The sequence below is a fragment of the Methylorubrum salsuginis genome (genome assembly GCF_900114375.1).
Lineage (GTDB): Bacteria > Pseudomonadota > Alphaproteobacteria > Rhizobiales > Beijerinckiaceae > Methylobacterium > Methylobacterium salsuginis.
In genome coordinates this window covers 16,205-41,788 of record NZ_FOSV01000031.1, presented here as the reverse complement: position 1 = coordinate 41,788, position 25,584 = coordinate 16,205, and the positions used below count along the sequence as shown (strand labels likewise).

The 25,584-nt window shown below is 70.8% G+C and carries 14 protein-coding genes; 6 read left to right on the top strand and 8 right to left on the bottom strand.

Annotated elements, in window-relative coordinates; translation table 11 throughout:
• The first annotated feature begins 6 nt into the window (after positions 1 to 6).
• Together BM140_RS22980 and BM140_RS26130 are read left to right on the top strand one after the other, a co-directional pair.
• Positions 7 to 1,032: a glycosyltransferase family 2 protein gene (locus BM140_RS22980; RefSeq protein ID WP_091951520.1), complete on the top strand. Its 1,026-nt coding sequence runs from the start codon at positions 7 to 9 to the stop codon at positions 1,030 to 1,032.
• Positions 1,033 to 1,194: 162 nt separating this feature from the next.
• Entirely contained in the window at positions 1,195 to 2,595 is a 1,401-nt protein-coding gene (locus BM140_RS26130; RefSeq protein WP_207549501.1) for an exopolysaccharide biosynthesis polyprenyl glycosylphosphotransferase, read from the top strand.
• A gap of 177 nt (positions 2,596 to 2,772) precedes the next feature.
• Here the strand turns inward: BM140_RS26130 and BM140_RS22970 are convergent, their stop codons facing one another.
• Genes BM140_RS22970 through BM140_RS22955 form a run of 4 tightly spaced genes read right to left on the bottom strand, consistent with a single transcriptional unit; the run spans position 2,773 to position 7,194 of the window.
• On the bottom strand, positions 2,773 to 4,041 hold the full coding sequence (locus BM140_RS22970; protein ID WP_091951516.1) for a glycosyltransferase family 4 protein: 1,269 nt from the start codon (positions 4,039 to 4,041) through the stop codon (positions 2,773 to 2,775).
• A complete protein-coding gene (locus BM140_RS22965) occupies positions 3,950 to 5,140 on the bottom strand; it encodes a Gfo/Idh/MocA family protein (RefSeq protein WP_091951514.1) in 1,191 nt (396 codons plus the stop codon). Before BM140_RS22965 ends, BM140_RS22970 begins: the two co-directional genes overlap by 92 nt.
• Positions 5,137 to 6,393: a Gfo/Idh/MocA family protein gene (locus tag BM140_RS22960; RefSeq protein WP_207549500.1), complete on the bottom strand. Its 1,257-nt coding sequence runs from the start codon at positions 6,391 to 6,393 to the stop codon at positions 5,137 to 5,139. The genes BM140_RS22965 and BM140_RS22960 overlap by 4 nt, the downstream gene beginning before the upstream one ends.
• A gap of 3 nt (positions 6,394 to 6,396) precedes the next feature.
• Entirely contained in the window at positions 6,397 to 7,194 is a 798-nt protein-coding gene (locus BM140_RS22955) for a WecB/TagA/CpsF family glycosyltransferase (RefSeq protein ID WP_091951510.1), read from the bottom strand.
• Positions 7,195 to 7,496: 302 nt separating this feature from the next.
• On the opposite strand from BM140_RS22955, the gene BM140_RS22950 reads away from it, so the two are divergent.
• Complete coding sequence (locus tag BM140_RS22950; RefSeq protein WP_091951508.1) at positions 7,497 to 8,687, top strand: glycosyltransferase family 2 protein; 1,191 nt, start codon at positions 7,497 to 7,499, stop codon at positions 8,685 to 8,687.
• Positions 8,688 to 8,707: 20 nt separating this feature from the next.
• Positions 8,708 to 9,757, top strand: a complete 1,050-nt coding sequence (locus BM140_RS22945; protein WP_091951506.1) for a hypothetical protein — start codon at positions 8,708 to 8,710, stop codon at positions 9,755 to 9,757.
• Positions 9,758 to 9,764: 7 nt separating this feature from the next.
• On the opposite strand, the gene BM140_RS22940 is transcribed toward BM140_RS22945, so the two are convergent.
• Positions 9,765 to 10,442 (bottom strand): methyltransferase domain-containing protein, encoded by a 678-nt coding sequence (locus tag BM140_RS22940; RefSeq protein WP_165616539.1) that lies wholly within the window; start codon positions 10,440 to 10,442, stop codon positions 9,765 to 9,767.
• Between the two features lie 110 nt (positions 10,443 to 10,552).
• A complete protein-coding gene (locus tag BM140_RS22935) occupies positions 10,553 to 15,178 on the bottom strand; it encodes a MupA/Atu3671 family FMN-dependent luciferase-like monooxygenase (protein ID WP_091951503.1) in 4,626 nt (1,541 codons plus the stop codon).
• A gap of 399 nt (positions 15,179 to 15,577) precedes the next feature.
• On the opposite strand from BM140_RS22935, the gene BM140_RS22930 reads away from it, so the two are divergent.
• Positions 15,578 to 22,012: a type I polyketide synthase gene (locus BM140_RS22930; protein WP_091951501.1), complete on the top strand. Its 6,435-nt coding sequence runs from the start codon at positions 15,578 to 15,580 to the stop codon at positions 22,010 to 22,012.
• 5 nt (positions 22,013 to 22,017) lie between these two features.
• The gene (locus BM140_RS22925) at positions 22,018 to 23,598 is read left to right on the top strand and encodes an FAD-dependent oxidoreductase (protein WP_091951499.1); all 1,581 of its coding nucleotides are present in this window, start codon (positions 22,018 to 22,020) and stop codon (positions 23,596 to 23,598) included.
• A 118-nt stretch (positions 23,599 to 23,716) separates the two neighbouring features.
• Here BM140_RS22925 and BM140_RS22920 read toward each other — a convergent pair whose 3' ends face one another.
• Positions 23,717 to 23,947: a hypothetical protein gene (locus BM140_RS22920; protein ID WP_091951497.1), complete on the bottom strand. Its 231-nt coding sequence runs from the start codon at positions 23,945 to 23,947 to the stop codon at positions 23,717 to 23,719.
• Between the two features lie 255 nt (positions 23,948 to 24,202).
• A complete protein-coding gene (locus BM140_RS22915; protein WP_091951495.1) occupies positions 24,203 to 25,582 on the bottom strand; it encodes an HlyD family type I secretion periplasmic adaptor subunit in 1,380 nt (459 codons plus the stop codon).
• Positions 25,583 to 25,584: the final 2 nt, after the last annotated feature.

Here is a 25,584-nt window from a genome sequence, read left to right as displayed (position 1 = left end):
ACACCCATGAGCGACCTTCGCCGCGCGCAGCGCACGCCTGTGCTGGGACTCGTCGCGATCGGGCGCAACGAGGGCGAGCGACTGCGCGTCTGCCTCGTGTCCGCTGCGGACTCGGGCTGCCGGATCGTCTACGTCGATTCCGGATCGCAAGACGGCAGCGTCGCCCTGGCGGCCGGCCTCGGCGCGACCGTCGTGACGCTCGACGACGGGCAGCCCTTCACGGCGGCGCGGGCCCGGAATGCGGGCTTTGCCGCGCTCTGCGCCTGCGAACCAGGACTGACCTACGTCCAGTTCATCGACGGCGACTGCACGCTGGCCCCCAGTTGGCTGGCGGCGGCGGTCGAAATCCTCGACCGCGATGCCGGCATCGCCGCCGTCTGCGGCCGCCGCCGCGAGCGTCATCGCGAGCGGACGCTGTTCAACCGGCTCTGCGACATGGAATGGGACGGGCCGACCGGCATCGTGTCTGAGTGCGGCGGCGACGTGCTGATGCGCGCCTGCGCCTTCCGCGAGGCCGGCGGCTATCGCGGCAGCCTGATCGCGGGCGAGGAGCCGGAACTCTGCGTGCGTCTGCGTCAGAGCGGTTGGACGATCCGGCGCCTCCCGGCGGAGATGACCGCGCACGATGCGGCCATGATGCGGTTCCGCCAATGGTGGCGCCGCGCCGTGCGCGCCGGCTACGCCTTCGCCGAGGTCTCGCGGCTCCATCGCGGCGAGCCCTGCGCGATCTGGGCGGAAGCGGTGCCCCGCGCCGTCTTCTGGGGCGGGCTGCTGCCGCTCGCCGCGTTGCTGCCCGCGGCTCTGTACCCCGCCACCCTGGGCTTCCTCCTGATCTATCCGCTCCAGATCGGCCGGATCGCCTTCCGACGCGGCGCCCGCAGCCGCGACAACTGGCTCTATGCCGGTTTCGCGCTGCTGGCGAAGCTGCCGGAGCTCGAGGGTATACTGCGCTTCCATGCGGATCGCCGCCGGGGACGCGGCGGCCAGCTGATCGAATACAAGCAAGCGTGCCCCTCTCGTCCGGAGCCGTAGCCCAGCGAGTGAACAAGACTGCCGTTTCGGTCCGTTCGGAGCAGTGACCATCCGCAACTGGATTCCTTCCTACCACCTTCGATCGGATTGCCGGTGGGTCCGAGCGATGGGATGATCGGTTAACATATTGTTAACCTTTCGGAAGTTTCGCCGGAGGCGGACGTGAGTGAGCACGCGATCGACTTTGCGCCGCGCCTGACCGGTCGCTCATCGGCCCTGGCGATCGCCTACGAGCATCTGGGCTGGATCCTGATCGTCCTCGATCCTTTGCTGCTGCTCAGCACGGCGCTGCTCGGGCACGAGGTGCATTGCCGGATCCGCCACGGCGTTCCAGGCGACACGATGCGGTTCGCCGCCGTCGCCGCGATCCCGATGGCGGTGCTGCTCCCGCTTCTCTCGCTCAACGGCGCCTACCATCCCGACCGGATCGTCGATCCGCGCGGCTCGGCGCGGCGCATCGTCGGCCCCTGCATCGCCGCCGGCCTGTTTCTCTGGATCATCGTCTCCGGGCTCGGAATCGAAGGGCGAGTCGATACGGTCGGCCTCGCGGTCTTCGCACTCGGCGCCCCAGCGGTGCTGCTGGTGTCGCGCTATCGCGTGGCGAGCGCCCTGTGCAGCAGCATCGCCGGTGGGCAATTGCGGTTCCGGCGCGCCTACACCATCGCCGAGGCTCCGGCAGGGGACGGGGGCGAGCAATCCGACAGCGTCGCGGTTCCCGACCTGTCGATGCTCGACCGCACAACCCTGGACCGGCTGATTGCGGGCATCCGCGCCTCCGGGGCGGAGGAAATCCACCTCGTCTGCCGTCAGCGCTCCCTGGCGGAGTGTCGGGCGTTGCTGGCCGAGCTGCGCCGGGTGCCGATCCCGGTCAAGCTGATCGCCGACGCGGGACAGGCCGAGCTGCTGCGCTGCCGCCTCGTGCCGGCGCACGACACCTTTGCCTTCGAACTCCAGCGCGCGCCGCTCAACCTGATCGAACGCGCCGCGAAGCGCTGCGTCGATATCGTGCTGGCGCTCGTGCTCTGCTTTGCGCTGGCGCCGTTGCTCGTCGTCGTCGGAATGCTGGTCCGCGTTACTTCGCGAGGGCCCGCCCTGTTCCGCCAGACCCGTAACGGCTTCAACGGACGGCCGTTCGAGATTTACAAGTTCCGTACGATGACGGTGCAGGAAGACGGCACCCGCGTCGTCCAGGCCCGGCGCAACGACGCGCGCATCACTCCCATCGGGCGCCTGTTGCGGCGCACCAGCATCGACGAACTGCCGCAGCTCCTCAACGTGCTGAAGGGGGAGATGTCGCTGATCGGCCCGCGGCCCCACGCCATGGCCCACGACCACGACTTCTCCGCCCGCGTCGCCGACTACGCGCTCCGCCATCACGTCAAGCCGGGCATCACCGGGCTCGCCCAGGTCGAGGGCTTCCGCGGCGAGACATCGACGCCGGAGGCGATCGAGCGCCGGGTCGAGTTCGACCTGCGCTACATCGAGCGCTGGAGCTTCTGGCTCGACCTCTGGATCATGCTCCGCACCGTGCGGGCGCTGGTGACGCCCCATAACGCTTATTGATCCGGCCGGGGGCTCAAGAGCATCCACTACTCTGAGGTTCGCACGTCGTAGGACTGCGCTGCGGGCGCTCGTGCATCGTCCTGGATATCGGATCCAGGACGATGCTCTACGTTTTTGTGCCGTATCGTCTCTTTTCCGAAAGCCGGAAACCATCTTTCGGGACGATGTCCGAGTTCCTCATGCCGAGCCGGCGGCGATCCCGGCTTTGCCCTCTCGAACGGTCGCGGGCGCCTCGCTGCGGCCGGCTTCGGCAAATAGCCGGTTCAAGGCACGGGCGAGCGACCGGCGGTCGTGCAGGCACTCAACGCGCTCGCGGCCGGCGGCGCCCTTCGCGGCCCATTCGGCAGGCGGGCAGTCGAGCGCCGCCGCCAGGGCTCCGGTCAGGGCGACCCCATCGCCCGGCGATATGAGCCAGCCGCAGCTGTCGTCGACGAGTTCGGGAATGCCGGCGATCCGGGTCGTGATCACCGGGCGCCGGAGCGCCAGCGCCTCCATGATCACCACGGGCAGACCCTCGGCCTCGCTGGGCAGAAGCAGGGCCCGGCTCGTGCGGATCAGCGCCAGCACCTCGGCGTTGGGCGCCCAGCCGTGCAGAATCACCCGGTCGCTGACGTCGTGCGCCCGGATCGCCGCCTCGATCGCCGGCCGGCTCTCGCCGTCGCCGACGAGGACGACACGCAGGCGGGGGAAGCGCGGTGCGAGGGCGGCGACCGCCTGCGGGATCAGGACCTGTCCCTTCACGGGGCAGAACCGGCCGACGCAGACGAAGGTCTGGCTGGCCGCGGCGAGGGCGTCGGTCTCGGGGTCGCCGTCGGGAAACTCCTCCAGGGCGAGGCCGCAGCGCGCGAGATGAATCTTGGCCGCGTCGCCCGGGCCGGCGAGGCCGGCGAGGCGGTCGCGGCAATAGTCCGAGATCGCGACGACGAAGCGCGCCCGGGCGATCTTCGGCGCGACGCTCAAGGTCGCGGAATCGGCGAACTCGTCGGGACCGTGGGCAGTGAAGCTGTAGCCCGGTCCCCCCATCAGCCGCGCCAGCATGGCCACCGCCGTGGCGTTGGTGGCGAAATGCACGTGGATGTGGTCGATTCCCTCCTTCGCCGCCCGTCGGCGCAGGAGTGCTGCCTGCATCAGGTAGGCCATGGGCCGGACGAGGCCGCCGGTGTCGCGGGCGAGCCGCAGCCAAGTCGGCAGGCTGCGCAGGAGGCCGCCCGGATTGTCCGCCGCCTCACGCAGGAATGCGCCGACGAGGCCGGCGAGGTTGCCGGTGAGAAGGTACTCGGTCCGTCCCTGCTCGGCCACGTCGCGCAGGTCCACCAGCGCCACTGGCCATGCGCGGATTGCGAAGCGGCGGATCTCAAGCCCGCGCTGTTCGAGCGCCTCGATCTCCCGCCGGATGAACGTGGTGCTCGTCATCGGGTAGGAGTTCATCAGGTAGGCGATTCTCACGGGAGCGGCCCTCGAATGGCGGTGTGCGGCTGCGGGCGACGGCGCGGGCCCGGTCGATGATCCGCAGGATGTCCAGCGACAGGGCGAGGGGCACGACGTCGCTCTCCCCGGCGCCCGTGCGCAGCAGGTGCAGGAAGTGGCGGACCTCGGGCAGGTAGGGGTCGGGGCCGTAGGTCAGGTGCTCGGTCGCGCCGCTCGGCAGGCTCCGGTGCAGACGGCGCAGGAGCGGGACGGTGCGCAGCCGCCCCGCCAGCCGGCCGCGCGGATCGGATGCCGCCTCCATCCGCACCGTGCGCGGAAGGCCGGCGCGGCGCAGGGCGAGCCACTCGGCGGCCGGGAGCCGGTCCCCGAGTTCGAGCGAGCCGGCGGGGCCGGACAGGCGCGCCCGGTTGGCCAGTTGCACCTTGAACGACAGGGCGAGCTGCGAATGCCCGCCCGCGCGATGGCCGAGTTGCAGGCAGGCGTGATGGTCGATCCCCGCCGGGCTCAGCGCGACTTGGGCGTCGATGCGCTCGACCGGGCCGAGGGCCTTGAGGGCCAGGGCGAGGAGGTAGCCGCTCCGGTCGAGCAGAACGCCGCCCGCCGCCGGCTCGAGGAGCCGATCCGTGGCCGATTCCGCCGAGCCGAATTCGGCGCAAAGATGACCCGGCACGCCGCAGGCCCCAGCCTCGGCCAGAGACAGGAAGCGGAGATGGCCGGGCAGGAACAGGGTCCACAGCCCTTCCATGCACAGCCGGTTCGCCCGTCGGGCGGCCGCCGCCACCCGCGCGGCGCCCGCCGCGTCCAGCGCCAGAGGCTTCTCGCACAAGACCGCCTTGCCGGCTTCCAACGCGGCGAGCGCGGTCGCCTCGTGATCGACGGTGGCGTTGGCGATGTAGACCGCCTCGACGTCGCGCCGCTCCAAGAGCCGGTCGAGGGTGCCGTCAGCGTCGGGCACAGCGAAGGCTTTGCCGAACCGGCGGGCGCGGGCCCCATCGCGGGAGGCCACAGCCACGACGGGGATGCCGGCGCGGGCGAAGGTCCGCATCATGGACGCCGCCATGAGGCCGGTGCCGATCACGCCGAACCGCGGCCGGTCCGGAGGTGCGTCCGCCGTCACGGACCGGCCGCCCAGGGCATCGGCGCCACCACCGGGCAGGTCGTGCGCATCGTCTGGTGCCCGGCGCCGCTCTGGATCGCCAGGGTGACTTCGGTGAGGTGCAGCCCGAAGGCGGCTGAGAGCCGGCACGTCCGCCTCTCGCGCATCGCGCAGAGCATCTCGACGGGGCCGAGGGCAAAGTTCATCGCGGTCGAGCCCCAGCGCGCCACCTTCGGATGGGTCCGGCCGTCGATGCGGATGCGCCGCGAGAACGGGCTGTCGACGAGGCGTCTGCGGATCGCGTGGCGGCGGCGCAGCCGCACCGCCGCATCGTTGTCCCAGCACTGATCGATCTCGACGACGCCCTCGTCGCCGATGAAGCGGATCGCGTGGTCGTGAGGGGCGACGATGCTGCAGGTGAGCCGCGCCACCACGCCGGTCTCGAAGAACAGCGTGGCGCAGGTGAAGTCGGGAGCGGGCGCGCCGGTCGGCAGCCGATCGGCGGCGAGCCGGGCGGAGGCGGAGACGACGCTCGTCACCGAGCCGAACATCGCCATCAGCCAGGTCAGGTAGTAGCCCGCATGTTCCAGGGTGCAACCGACCCGGAACTCGTCGGCGTAGGGCCAGGGCGCACCGGAGGGGCTCTTCCAGTTGCGGTAGGGCGCGAGCGCAAGGAAGCCATCGTCGAGTTCGGCGTAGACGAGGCGCACCGGCCCGATCACGCCGCGGCGTAGGGCGAGCCAGGCGGTCTGTGCCGCCTCGCCCAGCACGCTGCAGGGCGCGGAGGCCAGCATCAGGCCGCGGGACTCGGCCAGGGCCTGGAGCGCCTCGGCCTCCTCCATCTCGGTGGCGAGCGGCTTCTCCGAGTAGACCGGATACCCCGCCTCCAGGCAGGCGCGGCTGACGGCGTAGTGGGAGCCTGGATTGGTGAGGTTGAGGACGAGGTCGGGGGCCTCGGGGCCAGCCCGCAGGAGATCGGACAGGCTGTCGCGCGCCGACACCCGCCAATGCGCGCAGAAGGCGGCGAGACGCGTCGCATCGGCGTCGAAGGCGCCGACCACGCGAAGCTCTGGGAACGTCGCGAACGACTGCATGTAGAAGTCGGCCACGAAACCGGTGCCGACAAGGGCGATCCGGCCTCTGGACGCGATTTCGGGCAGGAAGGCCGGCATCGTCTCGTCAGCGGATTGGGGGCCAAGGCAGTGCCGGTCCGGCTCCGGGCCGATCCGGTGCAGGGAGCGGAGACCCAACCGGGGCAGGACGTCGAACCGCACGGCTCAGCCCTCGACCGGGCGTGCCGCCGGGCGCCGCGCCGCGAGGCGGTGAGCGCATTCGATCAGCACGAGGCGAGCGAGCGGCAGGACCCGGAACACGTAGCGTCGCCACAAGCGGCGCGGTTCGCAGGCGAGGCGATGCGTCCATTCGAGCCCGCTCCGCTGCATCCATAGCGGCGCCCGCGCCTTGCGGCCGACGAGGAACTCGAGCGCCGCGCCCACGCACAGGGCGAGACCGGTGGCGTCCGGGTCGAGGGCGGCCCGGAAGGCGATCCGCTCGGATTGCGGCGAGCCGATCGCGATGAAGGCGAAGCGGGCGCGGGCGCGGACCACGAAGTCGGCGCAGGCCTGGAGCCTGTCGGCGTTGCCGCCAACATCCGCCGGGGCGACCATGACGGCGAAGTCGATTTTGGGAAAACGCTGCCGCAGCTGCGCGGCGACCGTGGCATCCGCTGCCACCACGGCAATGCGGTCGCCGGGCCGGATCACGTCGCGGAACAGCCGCGCGGTGAGCGTCGAGCCCGCCATCTGCGGAAGCGGTTCGCCGAGCAGGCGCGCCAGAAGGGCGATCGGCCGGCTATCGCAGAGCGAAAGCCACGCCGCCTCGTAATGGGTGACGAGGGAGACCGTCTGGCGCAGCCGAACCACGTGATCGACGTTGGGTGTGACGACGTAGCGGAACGGCGCTGCGCTCGTGGTCCGGGAGAGCAGGGCGACGAGGTCGTCCGGCTCCACCGCGTCGAAGGGCGTCCGCAGGAAATGCGTGCGCTTGAAGGCCAGATGCGCCGAATCTTTTCGCATGATCCGCTCCCCGGGGGCCGTCTGCTTCGGTCCTCCGAGTTCGCGTCGGGGCTACAATCCGGTCAATCGATCCGATCGAGTAGAGGCGTGGCCGTATGATCTAGGTTCCTACGTCGGCTGGTGATGGACCGATACGCGTCCGTGCCTGCCGGAGGTAGGATGGGAGAGATCGGAGCAATCCGCACACGAATGCGGTAGAGAGCCGATCTTATGGGGTAGAAAACGACGATTGTTCGGGTACGATTTCAGACCGAGACTGTATCAGGCTTGGAATTACTGCGCTTCAATTGAGATCCGCACAGATGTCGGCTATATCGTTGCTTCTCCTTGTGGCGGGCTGCCTCCTGGCGGTGTCGGGGGCGGTGTTTTGCGGCGAGATCGCGGCGGCGCTCCTCATCGGGCGCAGGCCCGGCATCGAAGCGCCGCCCGCGGCAGTCCGAGCACGGCTCGCCGTGGTCGTCCCCGCTCATGATGAGGAACGGCATCTCGCCGCGACGCTCCGCAGTGTCCGCGCCCAGCTGCGCGAAGGTGACCGTGTGGTCGTCGTCGCCGACAATTGCACGGACGGGACGGCTGCGATCGCCGCGGAGGCGGGGGCCGAGGTGGTCGTGCGCACGGATGCGGCCAAGTGCGGCAAGGGCTACGCACTCGATGCCGGAATCCGTTTCCTCGAACGGGCCCCACCCGAGATCGTGGTGTTCGTCGATGCCGATTGCCAGCTCGGCCCCGGCACGCTCGATGTCCTCGCGGCGACGGCGGGGGCCACCGCGCGCCCAACTCAGGCCTGCTACCTCATCCTAGCCGGCGCGGGTGGGCGGCGGGACACGACGGTGGCGGCCTTCGCGCAGGTGGTGAAGAACCGCATCCGCCCCCTTGGGCTGCAGGCGCTCGGGCTGCCTTGCCAGCTCGCCGGAAGCGGCATGGCGTTTCCCTGGCCCCTGATCGCGACCCTCGAACTCGCCAGCGGCGACATCGTGGAAGACCTCACGCTCGGGCTGGCCTGCGCAGCGGCGGGGCGGGCCCCGGTCTACTGCGCCGAGGCCCTCGTGGTCAGCGAGTTTCCGACCTCGCGGCAAGCGGCGGCACTCCAGCGGCAGCGCTGGCAGCAGGGGCATCTCCGTCTCATGGCCGGCGCCCTGGCGCCGCTGCTCACCGGGTTGATCCGACGCGACCGGCACCTTGTGGCTTTGGTGCTCGACCTGATGGTGCCGCCGCTGACGCTCTTGCTCGCGGCCGACATGATCCTCGCGACCTTCGGGGCCGGACTGGTCTTGGCGGGCGGCTCAGGCGTTCCCCTCACGATCGGTCTCGTCAGCCTGCTCGGCGTGACGGGGGCCATCGTGACCGCGTGGCTGTCGGAACGAGAGAGCCTCGTGCCAACGCGCCCCGTTGCGCTTCTGTCTTATGTCGCCTCGGGCCTCGCGCTCACGCCGCGCTTGCTCTCGACCCGGCCGCGACACTGGATTCGGACTCACCGGGGCGACGAGCCGTGAGCGGCTCGCGGCAGCCCTGGATGCACCTCCGGCCCGGGGCGGCGGCCCTCGCGGCGGCGGCCTGCCTGGCCGGGACGGGGGCGGCCTCAGCCCCGACCGCGGTGGGTCCAGAGGCGCGGACGATCTTCTTGTCGGGGCACAGCCTGCTCGACCACCCGCTTCCCGACGACCTCGCTGCGCTCCTCGAAGCTTCGGGTGTCGCCATCATCTGGGATCGGCAGCACGGGGCCGGTTCCAGCCTGCGCGAGCGGGTGGAAGGGGCCGGAACCGACCGGGACGGACGGCCGACCGGGCCCGACGGCGGGCTCGCGGGGCGCGCCTACGACACGCTGATCGTCACCGAACAGCACGTGCTGCCCGCCGTCCTCCTGTGGAACGACACGGTTCGCCAGCTGCGCCGGCTCCACGACCGCCTCGCCGCAGGCCATCCGCAGGCGGTCACGTACTTCTACACCCCGTGGATGGCCCTCGACGACAAGGGCGATCCGCGCCGCTGGATCGCCTACGAGCGCGCAGCCGCCCCGATCTGGCACTGCGTCGCGGCGGCTGCCGGCAGCGACCTCGCGGCCAAGGGGCGCCGCGACCGGATCGAGACCGTGCCGGCGGCGCTCGCTCTCGCCGAACTCATCGCGCGGGTGACCGAGGGCGCGGGCCTTCCCGGCTTCACCGGGGCCAGCGTGCGCGAGACGGTCGAGCTTCTCGTTGCCGACGACGTGCATCCGACGCGGCTCGGAAGCTACTACCTTGCCCTCGTGGTGTACGTGGCGATCACCGGTCGTTCCCCCGTGGGCCTCAGGGTGCCGGACGACCTTGCACCGGAGCGCGCCCGCGCACTGCAGGACTACGTCGCCCAGGGATTGCCGGAGGCGGCTTTGCCCGATCCCGACACCTGCGCCGCGCAGCTGCGGGCCGGGGGGCTGGACGCCCTGTGGGATTACGTGGAGCGGGCGCATGGGCGCCCGGAGCACGGGTTCCTCCGGGCGCACTGGGCGCGCCTGCGGCAGGCTGTGCAGCGGCGCTGGTTGCTGTGGCGGCAGCCGGACTGGAACCCGTTCCGGCCCACGGGGTGACGGAACGTCAGCGAAGCGCGATCAGCGACTTCGTCAGCCCCGCGACCCGCTCGCGCACGATCCTGGACTCGGGAAAGAGGTTCCTCATCTCGCGCGCATCGAGCAGGCTCGAATCATTGAGCATCCAGTCGGCCTGATCGAGGCTGGTGGCGCGGTGGAAGCAGCCGCGGCGGCCGTGCAGCAGCAAGTCGCGCTGCCACGGGCGGGGCAGCCAGTGAAACAGTGGCGTGCGGAAATGGGGCTCGATCGGGAACCAGTAGTTCGGCGTCTGCACGAAGTAGCGCGGCGCGAGCCGCCGGATTTCGGCTGCCATGCGGCGCTTGTTGGTCCACGAGCCGACATGTTCCAGGACCGAGTTGGAGTGCACCACATCGAAGGCGCGGTCGCCGAATTCCGGCATCGCGCAGGCATCGCCGACACGCACGGCGAAGCGCTCGTCCGGCACCGCCTGGGGCATCCGGTTGACGATGGTGATCTCCAGGGGCCGGTCCGCCCAGAGATCGGACAGCCCCGCCCAGTAGCCGGTCTCGCCGCCGAGATCGAGCACGCGGCAGGGCCGGCGCCCCTCGGCCAGCGCCGCATCGACCAGGGCTAGAAAGCCGGCGAGGCGCTTCTGCCGGTAGCGGCTGCCGTAGATCGCCATGGGGCTCGGCGCGAGGCCGGCGGCGAGGCGATGGGCGTGCATGAACCGAACCCTCTATCTCGATGGAGCGATTAAGAGTGCCTGACAAAACGCCCGTTCACTGCCGGTGCCTCTCCGGGCGCGACGGCGCAGCGGGACGTTTGTGAGAGACACTAACCTGCGTCCCGCGCGAGCGGCGCCGGACCGGCGCGCAGGCGCATCGCGCTGCGGCGCTGCGCGGCCCGGTCGGCGACCTGGCCCAGGGCGGCATCGGTGATGCTGCGGTCGGCGAGGTGCCGGGCGAGGCCCGCCACGCTGGGAAAACGGAACAGGTCGGTGACGGCAAGATCCGGGGCCACCTCCGCCTTGAGGTCGCGATGCGCCTGCACCGCGAGCAGGGAATGCCCACCGAGGCCGAAGAAGTTCTCGCTCCGGCCGATCCGCTCCAAGCCGAGCACCCGGCCGAATACCGCGGCGATCCGCTGTTCCAGGTCGCCGTCCGGCAGCGCCGTGTCCTCGGCCGGGGCAGCGCTCGCCGGCGCCGGCAGCGCGTTGCGGTCCACCTTGGCATTGGCCGTCAGGGGGAAGCGGTCGAGAGGGACGAACAGAGCCGGGATCATCACCTCCGGCAGACTGCGCGCCAGATGCGCCCGCAGGGTCTCGGCGGGCACCGGGCCACCGGACAGGCGCAGGTAGGCAACGAGGCGCGCATCGCCCGGCTGGTCCTCGCGGACGGCGACAACCGCCTCGCGGATGCCGGGGACGGCGTGGAGCACCGCCTCGATCTCGCCGAGCTCAATCCGGTGGCCGCGCAGCTTCACCTGATCGTCGACGCGCCCAAGATAGTGCAGCGTCCCGTCCCCATCGGAGCGGACCCGGTCGCCAGTGCGGTAGAGGCGCTCGCCCGGCAGGAACGGGTCGGTCAGGAAGCGCGCGGCGTCGAGTTCCGGGCGACCGAGATAGCCCCGCGCCACCCCGGCGCCGCCGATATGGAGTTCACCCGGCAATCCGGGCGGGACGATCCGGCCCTGCGCGTCGAGGACGTAGAAGCGCGTGTTCACGATCGGCCGCCCGAGCGGCACCACGCCATCGCAGGGCAGAGCGGGTTGCGTCGAGGACCAGATCGTCGTCTCGGTCGGGCCGTACATGTTCTCGACCGTTTCGATGCCGGCCGCCGCCATCTCGGCGAGCAGGGTGCCCGGCAGCGCCTCGCCGCCGAGATAGAGGTGATCCACCGCCCCGAGGGCCGCCCGCTCCTCGACGTCGGCGAGCAGCATCCGCATCATTGAGGGGGTGCATTGCAGATGCGTCACCCCGTGGCGGCGGATCTCGGCTCCGAGGCTCGCCTCGACGGCCGCCGGCGCGGCGGCGGCGCGGGCGACGACCTCGGCCAGCGGGTGAAGGCGCTCCAGGGCGACGGCGTTCGGGATGCCGAAATCGATCAGGCAGGCGATCTCGTCGACGCCGACGGCCTTGAGGGCGGCGGCGCGGGCAAGCGCGTCCTCCACCGTGCCGAACAGGCCGCTGTCCTCGAAGTAGCGCTCGAAGGCGTAATCGAGAATTGCCTCCATCTCCTCGGCATCGAGCGCCGAGAGGTCGAGGGCCATCGGGTTGCTCATGCCGACCGGCCGCCTGAAGGCCGGAAAGGCCCAGGCGTATTGCTTGATCAGGCCCGCGGCGCTGCGCAGGTAGTCGCGCATCGGTTTGCGCGCGAGCGACCTCACTTCGTCCCGATTCTCGCCGAGAAGGGTGTGCAGCATCAAGGTGACGGTGTGGGCGGCCGGGTCGCGCCCGGCCTCGACCAGGGCCGCGCGGTAGGCCGCGATCTTCTCGGCCAGTTCCTCGATCGTCTGGCCGAGAAGATGCGTCAGCACGTTGGCGCCCAGCGCCGCCGCCTCGCGGAAGGTGTCGGGGTTGCCCGCCGTCGTGACCCAGACCGGCAGTTCCGCCTGGACCGGGCGGGGCAGGGTCGCGACCGCGACCGTCTTGTCGCTGACGCCGAAGGGCACGGTCTCACCGCGCCACAGACGGCGCACGGTCTCGATGTCGCGCAGGAGCGCTGCCTTGTTGTGCGGCGGCGCGTTTTCGGGCCGAAGCACGAAATCCTCCGGCATCCAGCCCGAGGCGAAGGCCAGCGCGACGCGGCCGTCGCTGAGATTGTCGATGACGGCCCATTCCTCCGCCACGCGGGCAGGGTGGTGCAGCGGTAGGACGCAGCTCCCGGCGCGGATGCCGACGTTGCGGGTTACCGCGGCCACCGCCGCGCCGGTGACGGCCGGGTTCGGATAGGGCCCGCCGAAGGCGTGGAAGTGCCGCTCCGGCGTCCAGACGGCGCAGAAGCCGTGCGAATCGGCAAACCGCGCGCCCTCGATCAGGAGCCGGTACTTGTCGCGTCCGACCGCGTCATCGTTGCCCCAGTGGAACAGGCTGAAGGCCATGCCCCCCAGTCCCGGCCTCACCTCGGCGGCGGTGGCGCGGGGGGCGGCGATCACGACCTCGAAGCCGCGGGCCAGCGTCCAGAACAGTTCCAGTACCGCGATGTCGAAGGATAGGCTCGTCACCGCGAGCCAGACCGGATCTCGATCCTCGCGCCCCGCGACGCGCTCGTCCATGCCGGCGAAGAAGTTGGCGACGTTGCGGTGTTCGATCACCACGCCCTTGGGGCGTCCGGTCGAGCCGGAGGTGTAGATGACGTAAGCCGCATCCTCCGGGCCGCCCCCCGAGGGCACGCGCTCGGTGGATCGGCCCGCCGCATCCTCGATGGCGACCAACGCCCGGTTCGTGCCCGGAACGGAACCGGCGAGCGCGCGCTGCGTCAGCACGACCGCGACGCCGCTGTCCTCGATCATAAAGGCGAGGCGCTCGCTCGGATAAGTCGGATCGAGGGGCAGGTAGGCCGAGCCCGCTTTCTGGATCGCGAGCGCGCCGACGACGAGGTCGATTCCGCGGCGGACATAGAGGCCGACCGGCCGGTCCGGCCCGACGCCCTTCTCCCGCAGGAGGGCGGCGACGCGGTTCGCGCGGGCGTCGAGCGCGCGGTAGGTCACGCTCTCCTCGCCGAAGACCAGGGCGGTCGCCTCGGGGGTGAGATCGACCTGCGCCTCGACCAGAGTGTGGACGCAGGCCGTGCGGTCGAACGGGTCCGTCGGCCCGGTCCAGGCCGCGAGCATCCGCTGCTGCTCGGTGATCGACATCAGCGGCAGGTCGCGTAACGGGACGTGCGGAGTCTGCGCGAAGGCGTGGAGCAGGATCCTGACGCGCCCCGCAAGGGCCTCGGCATCCGGGCCCGAGAGCCGGGCGAGGTCGTGCACGAGCAGCAGTTCCGGCCGCCGGGTGCCGACCACGAAGGTCACGGCACAGCCGGGCAGCGCATGCGCCGCCGACGGCGCCTCCGCCTGGACGAGGCCGACGCCGAAGCGCCGCGCCGGAAGCTCGGGGCGGCGCGCGGGCAGGTCGCTCAGATGCGTGCCCCAGCGGCGGAGAAGCGCGATCTCGGCCGCCACGGACCGTTCGAGGTCGTCGGCCGTGGTGGTCTCGTCCACGGCGATCCGCATTGGCAGGGCCGGGGCGAACAGCCCCGGATAGGCCTGGGGCCCCGCTCCGACCGCCGCGTCCGCGTAAGCGACATCGAACGTCGCGTCCGGCGAGACCCGGACGAGGTAGCCCGCGAGCGCCGCGACCAGCCGGTCGCTGCTCAGGGTCGCCGGCGGCGTGAGCGGAAGGTCCGCAGGAGCCGGCATCGCCCCGGTGCCGTCCCTGGTCTCGGCGAGAGCAAGAGGATTGACCGAGACGAGCCGGCGGCGGATCGCGTCCTCGTGGCGGACGAGTCCCGCGACGAGGCGCGACAGCGCGTCGGCCTCCGACTCGTCCAGGAGCGGTAGGCGCTGGCCGGCCTCGAACAGGCCGATGGGTGAGAGGACGGCACCCTCTAGATCAAAAAAGCCCTCGATCCGCACAGCGCGGTCGAGCGAGGCCACCGTGATGCTGTCGGCCGCGACGGCGAGCACGGTGCCCGGGGGGGAGACCGAGAGCGCTTCCGTCGCGGTCAGGGTGCCGACGCGGTAGGTGGTGTGGGCCATCCGGAGCTTGGGGGTAAACAGCGGGTTGGCGTAGCCGGGGCCAAAATCGAGGCCACGAACCAGCCGTTCGAGATCCTCGGCTGGCCGGTCGAAGCGCAGGAGGCCGGCTGCCGACGGTCTGTGGTGCCGCCCGAGGAGGTTGTCCTCCGCCCTCTGCGGAATCGATTCCAGCCGGTCGGCCTCGATCGCGTCGAGGAGATCGCGAAAGCTCTCGAGCCCCACCTCGAAGCAGCGGCTATTGAGGGTGAAGGCGGTCTCGTCCGCGCTCAGGTCGAACAGGCGCTGGACGTGGATCGGCCCAGCATCGACCGTGTCGGTCATTGCGTGCCACGTCACGCCGAAGCGGGTCTCGCCCGAAAGGATCGCCCATGCCGGCGCGTTGAGCCCGGCATAGAGTGGCAGAGGGCCGTCGTGGAAGTTGATCGCCCCTCGTCGGGCGCGCTCCCGCAGGCCCGGTGGGACGATGCGCAGGTTGGCGATGCTGAAGAACCAGTCGTAAGCGGTCTCCGCGAGCGCCGCCTCAAGCGCGCCGAAGCCCTCGCCGGCCTCGGGTGCGGCGAAGACAGGGATACCCCGCGCCTCGGCCCAGTCCGCCACCGTTCGGCTGCCCGTCACCGAGGCGGCCACGGCGTGGCCGCGCTCGATCAAGAGGTCGCCGCATCGTGTCAGGAGCGACTGGTCGCCCATCAGGACGCACCGGAACGCGTTCGTCGTGGGCATGGCGCGACCTCTCTGGAGCGCAGTCCGACGAAGGGACACCGGCCTGTCGGGAAAAAGCCGATGCGTCACAAGCGTTTGACGGCGGCTCCCGGACCGGCGCCGATGCCTTGTCCGCCGCTGCAAGCTGAGCCCTGGTCTAGCCCGCCGCAGTCCCCGAACGCCACGCGTCCGATCGGCGGAACACTACGCCTTATGGGGATAGTGAATACTCGGAAGGGTTGGGAGCATCACGCCGAAGGTCGTGTGGCCGTGATCGGGACGATCTGTATTGTCGAGAGGCGTGCGCTTCCTGCACCTCTTGATCCACCTGCCTGACTTCGTCGGATGCAGGTGAGGCTTCTTCGTTCATCCGTCGCGGAGATCGCTGCCGTGACCGCTTGCCTGAGAGGCGCGAATCCCATGGCGGACGGCATCCTCGACACCGACATTGCCATCGTCGGCATGGCGTTGCGGACGCCGGGAGCCCGCAATCTCGGCGAGTTCTGGCACAACCTGCGTGAGGGCATCGCCGCCTTTCGCACCCTCTCGCCGGAGGATCTCGACGCAGCGGGCGAGTCGCCGGCGCGCTACCGCCTGCCGAACTACGTGCCCTGCACCGCCGATCTGCCCGACATGGAGATGTTCGACGCCGGCTTCTTCGGCCTGAGCCCGAAGGATGCGGCGATCATGGACCCACAGCACCGTCACTTCCTCGAATGCGCCTGGGAGGCGATGGAGCATGCGGGCCTGCCGCCGGAGCGGATGCCCGGCCCGGTCGGCGTGTTCGCGGGCTGCGGCATGGGCAGCTACTTCTACGACAACGTCTGCTCCCACCGTGATCTGGTCGATCAGGTCGGGTTGTTCCTGCTGCGCCACACCGGCAACGACAAGGACTTCCTGTCCACCCGCGCCTCGTTCCTGTTCGACCTGAAGGGGCCGAGCGTGAACGTGCAGACCGCCTGCTCGACCTCGCTGGTGGCGGTTCACGCCGCGTGCCAGAGCCTGATCGGGCGCGAATGCGATGCGGCGCTCGCGGGCGGGGTGACGATCGAGCTTCCGCACCGGCGCGGCTACCTGCATCAGGAGGGCGAGATCCTGGCGCCGGACGGACGCTGCCGGGCCTTCGACCACCGCGCCGCCGGCACGGTGTTCGGCAGCGGCGTCGGCGTCGTCGTCCTGCGCCGCCTCGCCGATGCGCTCGCCGACGGCGACCCGATCCAGGCCGTCATCAAGGCGACCGCCGTGAACAACGACGGCGGCGGCAAGGCCGGCTACCTCGCCCCGAGCGTCGAGGGGCAGGCCCGCGCCATCGTCGAGGCGCAGGGACTCGCCGGCATCGCGGCCGAAACGATCCAGTATGTCGAGTGCCACGGCACCGGCACCTTTCTCGGCGATCCGATCGAGATTGCCGCCCTGACCCAGGCCTTTCGGCAATCGACGGCGCGCAAGGGTTTCTGCCGGGTCGGGTCGGTCAAGACCAACATCGGCCATCTCGACACCGCGGCCGGCGTCGTCGGCCTGATCAAGACGGCGCTCGCGCTCCACCACGGCGAGATCCCGGCGAGCCTCGGCTACGAGGCGCCCAATCCGGCGATCGACTTCGCCGGCAGCCCCTTCCGCGTCGCCGACCGGCTGACGCCCTGGCCCGAGAGCCGGACACCCCGGCGCGCCGCCGTCAACGCGCTCGGCGTCGGCGGCACCAACGCTCACGCGATCTTGGAGGCCGCGCCGCGCCCGCGCCCGCGCCGGCCCGAGACCCGGCGGCCGCATCTCCTCCTGCTTTCGGGGAAGTCCCGCGCCGCCCTCGACGCCAACGGCGCCGCCCTGGCCTCGGCCATCGCCCGCGATCCCACTCTGCCGCTTAGCGATATGGCCCACACGCTCAGGATAGGGCGGCGCGCGTTCGAGCACCGGCGGGTCCTCGTCGCGAAGGATTGCGCGGAGGCGGGGGCGCTCCTCACCGGTGCCGACCCGGCCAGGATTCACACCCATGCGGCGTTGGCCGAGACATCGGGCGCCGTCTTCCTGTTTCCGGGTGGCGGCGCGCAACATCCGGGCATGGCGCGCGCCCTCTACGGTGCGGACACGGCGTTTCGCGCCGACGTGGACGAGGGCCTGTCGTACCTGCCCGAGGCGACGCGCGGTGAACTCCGGAGCGTCTGGCTCGATGCGGACCGGCAGGACCGGCAATGTCACGAGCGTCTGCTGCGCCCCTCGCTGCAACTGCCGGCGATCCTGATCGTCGAAGTGGCGATGGCCCGCCTGTGGATGCGTCGCGGCGTGCGGCCGACGGCGCTGATCGGCCATTCCATGGGAGAGAACGCTGCCGCCTGCGTCGCCGGCTGCATGGCGCTGCGCGACGCGGTGCGCCTCGTCCACCTCCGCGGCGAGTTGTTCGACTCGGTTTCGGGCGGCGGGATGCTGAGCGTCGCCCTCGAGGCCGAAGCGCTCGCCGCGCGCCTGCCGCCGGATCTCGACCTCGCCTCGGTGAACGCGCCGGGACTGTGCGTGGTCTCCGGCCCGGCGGCAGCGATCGAGGCCTTTCGTGGCGCGCTGGCAGACGAGGGCGTCGACGCCACGCCCATCGCCATCGCGATCGCCGCCCATTCGCGGATGCTGGAGCCGATCCTCGCCCGATTTGAGGCGTTCCTGCGGTCGTTGCCGCTTCGGGCGCCGACGATCCCCATCGTCTCGAACCTCACCGGCGATTGGCTGACGGCACGCGAGGCCTGCGATCCGCTCTATTGGGTGCGTCACCTGCGTGGCACGGTGCGCTTCGCGGAAGGGCTCGCCCGCCTCTCCGCCGACCGGACGCGGGTCTATATCGAGGTCGGCCCGAGCCGTGCGCTCGCCTCGCTTGCCAAGGCGCAGGGCACGATTTCCCCCGACCGCGTCGTCAACAGCCTGCCCCACCCGGACAGCGCGGAGGACGATCACCACCACGTTCTGTCTGCCCTCGGCCGAGCCTGGGCCACGGGGCTGAGCGTCGATCTCGATGCCCTGTTCGAGCCGGGCGCGCGGCGGATCGAACTGCCGGCCTACGCCTTCCAGCACCAGCGCTACTTTCTCGATCCGGTCGCTCCCGCTGCGCTTGCGCCGGACGACCAGATCCCAGCCAAGCGCCCCGACCTCTCGACCTGGGGCTACCGTCCGGTCTGGCGGCAGGCCCTCGCGCCGCTGCGTGCCGACGCCGAGCAAGACCCCGAGCCGCGGACCTGGCTCGTCTTCCTCGACGATCTCGGCATCGGGACGGGGCTCGTGGCGCGGCTGCGCGCGGGCGGGCACACCGTCACCGTGGTGCGGGCCGGCGACGACTTCCGCCGCACCGGGCCGGAAGCGTTCACGCTGTGCCCGGAGCAGGGCCGGCCCGGTTACGACGCCCTTGTCGGCGCCCTGCGCGAGGACGGCCAGCTGCCTGAGCGCATCCTCCACCTCTGGCTGCTGACGACGGCGGACGATGCGCGGCCCGGCTCCAGCCCGTTCCACCGCAATCAGGAGCGCGGGTTCCACGGCCTGCTCGGTCTGGCGCAGGCCCTCGGGGACGCCGCGCCCGAGGCGCTTCACCTCACCATCGTGACGAACGGCATGCAGGCGATCGGTGGGCGCAGGCTGGGGGATCCGAGCAAGGCGACCGTGCTGGGGCCCGTCGGCGTCATCCCAAAGGAGATGCCGGGTGTCACGATCCGCGCCATCGACCTCGATCTCGCGCCCGCAAGCTCGTCGCGGCCGGGACGCCTTCACTGGGCTCTCGCCCGTTCCGCCGCCGAACCCGAGGACGCGCTCGGCCTGCTCTGGGACGACCTGACGGCGGAGCCGACCAACGAGATCGTCGCCTACCAGGCCGGCCGTCGCTTCGTTCTCGGCCACGCCCCGCTCCCACTTGCCGCGGCGGGATCGCATGAGAACTTCCGGGAGGGCGGCACTTATCTGATGACCGGCGGCACGGGCGACCTCGCCCTCGCCCTCGGCGAGGCGCTGGCGCAACGGTTCCGCGCGCGGCTCGCGCTCGTCAGCCGCAGCCCGCTGCCCGACCGGGCGCTGTGGCCGGCTTATCTGCGCACCCACGGGGCGACCGACCGGACAGCGGCCGCCATCGCGGCGATCCTGCGGATGGAGGCGCACGGCGCCGAAATCTCGCTCCATGTGGCCGATGTCAGCAACCCGGAGGAGATCGGGCTCGCCGTGGCGCAGGCACGGAGCCGGCACGGGACGATCCATGGGGTGATCCACGCCGCCGGCCTCGTGCGGGACGGCCTGATCGCCCTCAAGTCGCCGGAAGAGGCGGAAACCGTGCTGGCACCTAAGATTCAGGGCGCACGCAACCTCGCCGCCCTATTCCGCGATGCGCCGCTCGACCTGTTCGTCCTGTTCTCGTCCACGAGCACCGAGACGGCGCCCGCGGGCCAGATCGACTACGTCGCGGCCAACGCCTACCTCAACGCCTTCGCCGAGGCGGAAGCCGGCCGCGACGACCGGCGCACCGTGGCGATCCACTGGGGCATCTGGAACGGGGTCGGGCTTGCCGCCCGCGCCGTGGCGGTCCCGGGGCCCACGCGCGAGGCGGCGCCGGCTGTCCCATTGTTCGAACGCTGGACCGACGAGGGAGCGGGCGGGCGTCGCCTCGAAGGGCGGTGGAGCGCCCGCACGCACTGGATGCTCGACGAGCACCGCCTGCGCTCGGGCGAGGCGATCTGGCCGGGAACCGGCATGGTCGAGGCCGCCGTCGAGGCCGTGCGGGCCCATGGGATCGAGGGGGCCTTCGCCCTCGAAGAATTGACCTTCCTGAGGCCCCTCCAGATCGCGGATGGCACCGTGCGCCGGGTGCAGGCCCGGCTCGAGCCCGCCCGCGACGGCTACCGCCTCGACCTCCGCAGCTTCGTCGAGGTCGAGGGCCGGTCGGGTTGGGTGCGCCATGCGCAGGGCTTGGTCCGGCCCCTCGACGGGCCGACCTCTGCGCCGCCGGACCTCGCGGCGGTCGAGCGTGCCTGCGAGCGTGTAAGCGCGGCGTCGGCGGGGGCGGCGCTCCGATCCGTGCAGGAGGCGCATCTCGCCTTCGGTCGGCGCTGGCGCGTGCTACGCCGCATCGCTCTCGGCGAGGGCGAGGCGCTCGCCGACCTGTCCCTCGATCCGGCCTTCCGGGGCGACGCGGAGACCGGCCTCCTCCTCCATCCGGCGCTCCTCGACATCGCCACCGGCTACGCCATGGCCCTCGTGCCGGGCTACGATCCGGACGAGGCCCTGTGGGTGCCGGTCGCCTACGGGGTCCTGCGCATCCACCGTCCCCTGCCCGACACCGTGCGAAGCTGGGTGCGCCTGAACCGTGCCGACGTCCCGCCTGATTGCGCCGCCTTCGACGTCACGATCCTCGACGCGGCCGGAGCGGTGCTCGTGGAAATCGAGCGCTTCACCGTGAAACGCCTGACCGACACCGCGATCATAGCAGGCGGCGGTCTTCGGGCGGCGGAGATCGAGGTCGAGCCCGTCCGCTCGGCACCGCCGGCCGAAGGCGCCGCCGCCCGGCTCGCCGCGCAGGTGCGCCAGGGCATCCTGCCGGAGGAGGGCGTCGAGGCGTTCTTTCGCGCAATCGCGTCGGGCCGGCCCCAGGTCATCGTCAGTTCGATGGATCTGGCCGCCCTCCAGCGCTTGGCGAGCGCCCCGCTGCCGGTTCCCCGGACGAACGCCATCGCGCACGCGGATTCCGGTGCCGCCTACGAGGGGCCACGCAATGCCGTCGAACGGACGCTCGCACAGATGTGGGGCGAACTCCTCGGCGTCGAGCGGATCGGCATCCACGACAGCTTCTTCGAGGCCGGCGGACATTCGCTGATCGCTGTGCGGCTCTTTCGGATGATCCGGAAGACTTACGCAGTCGATCTGCCGATTTCCGCCCTGTTCGAGGCCCCGACCATCGCGCAATGCGCCGCGCTGGTCGCGCAGGCCGGCGGCGTGTCCGACGGTGAGGACAGGGCGGTGCCCGGGCCGCGCCCGTCGGCGGGGCCGAAATCCCTCCATCTCGTGCCGATGCCGGCCGGGCGTGGGGCGGGCGGCATGCCGCTGTTCCTGTGCGCAGGCATGTTCGGCAACGTGCTGAACCTGCGTCACCTCTCCGGGCTCATCGGTACCGAGCGGCCGGTCTACGGCCTCCAGGCCCGTGGCCTCTACGGCGAGCACGCGCCGCACGAGACCTTCGAGGAGATGGCCCAGGATTATTGCCGGGAGATCCGCACGGTGCAGCCGCGCGGGCCCTACTTCCTCGGCGGCTTCTCCGGCGGGGGACTCGCGGCCTACGCCATGGCTCGTCTCCTGCGCCAGGAGGGTGAGAGCGTGGCCCTCCTCGTTCTCCTCGACACGCCGCTCCCCCGCCGCGAACGCCTCTCCGCCGGCGATCTCGTCGCGATGAAGCTACAGGACCTGCGGGCCCAGCGCGGTGCCTTCCTGGCGAACTGGCTGGTCCGGCGCGCCAAGTGGGAAGCCGCGCGCCTTCGGACGTGTCACGCCCGGCACGCGGAGGTGCCCGCCGAGCGGTTCCACGACGATGCCATCGAGGCGGCGTTCCGCCGGGCGCTCGGCCGACTGGAGATGACGCTCTACCCGGACCCGGTCGCTCTGTTCCGCCCGCGCCTGCAGGTCGCCCACCGGCTTTCGGGCGGACGCCGGATCGACGCCAACCGCTCGCTCCTCTTCGAAGACAACGGCTGGGGCACCTACGCGCAGCGGCTGAGCGTGGTCGAGGTCGCGGGCGACCACGACAGCATGGTGCTGGAGCCCAATGTCCGCGTGCTGGCCCGTCGTCTGATGCAGGCGCTGCGCGAGGCAGAGCCCGCAGCCCAAAGCCACCTCCAAGCCGCGGAGTAGGTCGTATGCGCGTCTCCTGCCTGTCCGAGATCGAGGACGAACGTTTCGTCGAGGCGCCGATCTGCATCGTCGGCGCGGGCGTCGCCGGGCTGCTGCTCGCCTGCCGGCTGGCGCAGCGCGGCAAACGCGTGCTGCTGCTGGAAAGCGGCGGCACCGCCTTCGACGCCGCGATCCACGCCCTCAGCACGCCCGAGGACCGCACCGGGCGCTATACCCGGGCGCTGACCGGGCATTACCGGGGCTTGGGCGGCTCGTCGACCCGCTGGGGCGGGCGCATGATCCCCTTGAGCGCCCACGAGACCGAGGATCGCCCCCATCTCGACCTTGCGGCCTGGCCGATCCCCCACCGGGACCTCGCCGTCTACAGCCGCGAGATCGAGGCGGTGATGGGGCTGTCCCCAGGCTCCTTCGAACACGACCTACTCGATTCGCTCGATCCCGCCCGCGCCTTCCCACGCGGAGGCGACGACTTCGCCTGCCGCTGGGCGAAGTGGCCGGCCTTTCAGCGCTGCAACCTCGCCGTCGCCCTCAAGGAGAGTCTCGCCGCCTGCCCCGGCGTCGAGCTGTGGCTCGAATCCACCGTCTGCGGTTTCGATCTCGATCTCGAGCGGGGCCGAATCGCGGGCATCGAGGCCCGCTCCCTGAACGGGCGGCGGCTGCGCGTGCGCGCCGATCAGGTGATCCTGGCCGCCGGCACGATCGAGACCACTCGCCTGCTCCTGTGGGTCGATGCCCTCTCGAAGGGCCGCGCCTTCGCCCGCACGCAGGTGCTCGGGCGCTACTTCCAAGACCACCTCAACGTCGATGTCGGCACGATCCGCCGTGACGACGCCACGCAGACGAACCGGCTGTTCGCTTACCACTTCGTCGGGGCGACCCGGCGCTCCCTGCATCTCGAACTCTCGGCTGCCGCCCAGCGCGCCGACGGGGTGGGAAGCGCCTTCGCCTACGTGGCGATGGATCTCGGCGGCAGCCCCCTCGGCCTCGCCAAGAAGGTCGCGCGCGGCCTCCAGCGCGGGGAACTCGACCTGACGCGGGCCGAGGCCTGGGACTTCGCCCGCAATCTCGGCCTGGTCGGGCGCTCGCTGATCTGGCGCTACGGACGGCGCCAGCTCTTCGTCCCGCCGGAGGTCGGATTCCACCTCGAACTCTGCGTCGAACAGATGCCGCAATGGGACAACCGCATCACGCTCTCGCGGGAGCCCGATTCCCTGGGATTGCCCAAGGCCTGCCTGGACTGGCGCCCGACCGCGGCCGACGACCGGACCTTCCGCGCGTCGGTGCAGCGATTGACGAGCTACTGGACCCGCTCGGGCTTCGACCGCATCTGCCCGGTCGCTTGGAGCGCCACCGCCCGCAATCCGGCCGCCAGCTTCGCCGATGGCGCCGTGGACTACGCCCATCCCTCCGGCACGGCGCGGATGGGCCGCGACCCGCACGAATCGATCGTCGGGCCGGACCTGCGCTGCCACCACATCCCCAACGTCAGCATCGTCGGCGCCGCCACCTTCCCGAGCGCGGGCAGCGCCAACCCTACGATGACGATCATGCAGATGGCGCTCTACGCGGGCGACCGCCTGCACTGACGCGGGATCCTTGTTTTGCCGCACATTTGCACGACGAACCGGTATCCACTTGGTCGAAACGCGCTCCGAAGCATCGTCTTTTTCCGAAAGCCGGAAACCACCTTGCGGGACGATGCACCTAATCGATCCGCACCCGCGCTCTGATATCCCGGATGACTCGCATGGTGGCGCGGAACTGCTCGCGCGTCATGACGACGCCTCGGTGAGTGGTGATGCGGATATCGGCGTAATCCAGCTCGGCCCAGCGATCGGCGAGACACATCGCGCTCGCGGCCAACCCGCGCCGAGCCTCACACGGGGCGCCGTGATGGAAAGCCGAGACGACGAAATGGGAGCGGTTCTTCGACATCTTAGAACCTAACGGGCTCGTGAATGCCATCAATTAACGGATGTTGAGCAATTCAAATCCCGCCATGATGGTGGAAATGTCTGACAACGTACAAAGATCGAAATCATAATTCAATCACTGATTGTTTTTAAAAAATTATTTATATCTTTAAATTACATTAGCGGCGCGCTCGCTGCAGGCGATTACTGCACAGGTAAACTTAGAGAGATAGAGGCCATGGCGGCCAGCGGGTTCGCCGCCGGCTGCCCAAAGTCGTCAGATTTCGCGGAACGCGCGGGTCATACTGTCCCGGATCGGCTTGACGACGTATTCAAGGAAGGTCCGCTCCGTCGTCTTGATGTAGACCTCCGCCGGCATGCCGGGTGTCGGCGAGAAGGCGCGCAGAGCCGCCGCCTCCGCCGCGTCGAGGCGGATGCGGGCGATGTAGAAGTCGCCGCCGGCCGGCTGGCCGCGGCGATCCTCGGGCAGGGCGTCGGCGGAGACGTAGACGACGTCGCCGCCCACCATCGGGGTGAGCCGCTGCGACAGGGCCGTCAGGCGCACCGAGGCAGTCTGGCCGCGCTTGACGTGGTCGATGTCCTGCGGGCGGATGCGCGCCTCGATGACGAGGTCGCCCTGCGCGGGCACGATCTCCATGATGCTCTTGCCCGATTCCACGACGCCGCCCGGCGTGTGGTAGCGCAGCTTCACCACGACGCCCCGTACCGGGGCCGTCACGGCGACGCGGTCGAGGACGCTCTGAGCGGCGGCGATGCGCTCGCGCACGTCGGCGCGCTCGCCGAGCGTCTCCTGCAACTGCTCGACCGCCGCCTTGACCGCGGCGTTGATGGCGCCTTGGATCTGCTCGCGGATGCGGGCGATGCGCTCGCGGGCGTCGCCGATATCGCCGTCGAGGCGCCCGATCTCGCCTTGCGCGTTCGCATGCGCCCGCTGCACCGCCAGCACCTCGGTGCGCCGCACGAGGCCGCTGGTCAGGAGCTGATTCTTGCCCTCCAGCTCCTGCTCGAAGAAGCGGATCTGCCGCATCACGGCCTCGCGCTGGACCTGGGTACCCTTGATCTTCTGGTCGAGGGCGGAGATGCCGTCGCGCAGCACGGCAAGGTCGCTCTCAAGGTTCCGGCGCCGCGACTGGAAGGTGAGCTTCTGCTGCGCCAGGGTGCCGGCGACGTCCGGATCGGAGGCGCGAGTGAGCAGGGCGGGCGGGAAGACGACCTTCTCGTCCTGGGCCACCTCCGCCCGCAGCCGGGCCTCGACCGCGGCGAGCCGGTCGGAGCGCACGATGAGCCGGCGCAGCTCGGCCCTGGGGGCCGTCTCGTCGAGGAGCATCAGCGTCTGGCCGGGCTCGACCATGTCGCCTTCCTTCACCCGAATCTCGCGGATCACGCCGCCTTCGAGGTGTTGCAGCGTCTTGTTCTGGCCGGTGGTCACGAAGCTGCCCGAGGCCACGATCGCGCCGGCGATCGGAGCGGAGCCGGCCCAGACGCCGAAGCCGCCGATCAGCAGGACGAGAAAGGCGCAGCCGAACGCGGTGAGGAAGCGCGTGTCGTGGGGCGCGCCGATCGACCATTCGGCAGCGGCTGCCGCCTTCCGAGCGGGCCGTTTCGGTCCCTCGCCGCTCGTCACCGCGTTTCCCATGA

Bases quoted from the DNA above. Each gene is read 5' to 3' on its own strand.
- BM140_RS22980 (WP_091951520.1), top strand. From the start codon at position 7: ATGAGCGACCTTCGCCGCGCGCAGCGCACGCCTGTGCTGGGACTCGTC.
- BM140_RS22955 (WP_091951510.1), bottom strand. From the start codon at position 7,194: ATGCGAAAAGATTCGGCGCATCTGGCCTTCAAGCGCACGCATTTCCTG.
- BM140_RS22950 (WP_091951508.1), top strand. From the start codon at position 7,497: ATGTCGGCTATATCGTTGCTTCTCCTTGTGGCGGGCTGCCTCCTGGCG.
- BM140_RS22945 (WP_091951506.1), top strand. From the start codon at position 8,708: ATGCACCTCCGGCCCGGGGCGGCGGCCCTCGCGGCGGCGGCCTGCCTG.
- BM140_RS22940 (WP_165616539.1), bottom strand. From the start codon at position 10,442: ATGCACGCCCATCGCCTCGCCGCCGGCCTCGCGCCGAGCCCCATGGCG.
- BM140_RS22935 (WP_091951503.1), bottom strand. From the start codon at position 15,178: ATGCCCACGACGAACGCGTTCCGGTGCGTCCTGATGGGCGACCAGTCG.
- BM140_RS22930 (WP_091951501.1), top strand. From the start codon at position 15,578: ATGGCGGACGGCATCCTCGACACCGACATTGCCATCGTCGGCATGGCG.
- BM140_RS22925 (WP_091951499.1), top strand. From the start codon at position 22,018: ATGCGCGTCTCCTGCCTGTCCGAGATCGAGGACGAACGTTTCGTCGAG.
- BM140_RS22920 (WP_091951497.1), bottom strand. From the start codon at position 23,947: ATGTCGAAGAACCGCTCCCATTTCGTCGTCTCGGCTTTCCATCACGGC.
- BM140_RS22915 (WP_091951495.1), bottom strand. From the start codon at position 25,582: ATGGGAAACGCGGTGACGAGCGGCGAGGGACCGAAACGGCCCGCTCGG.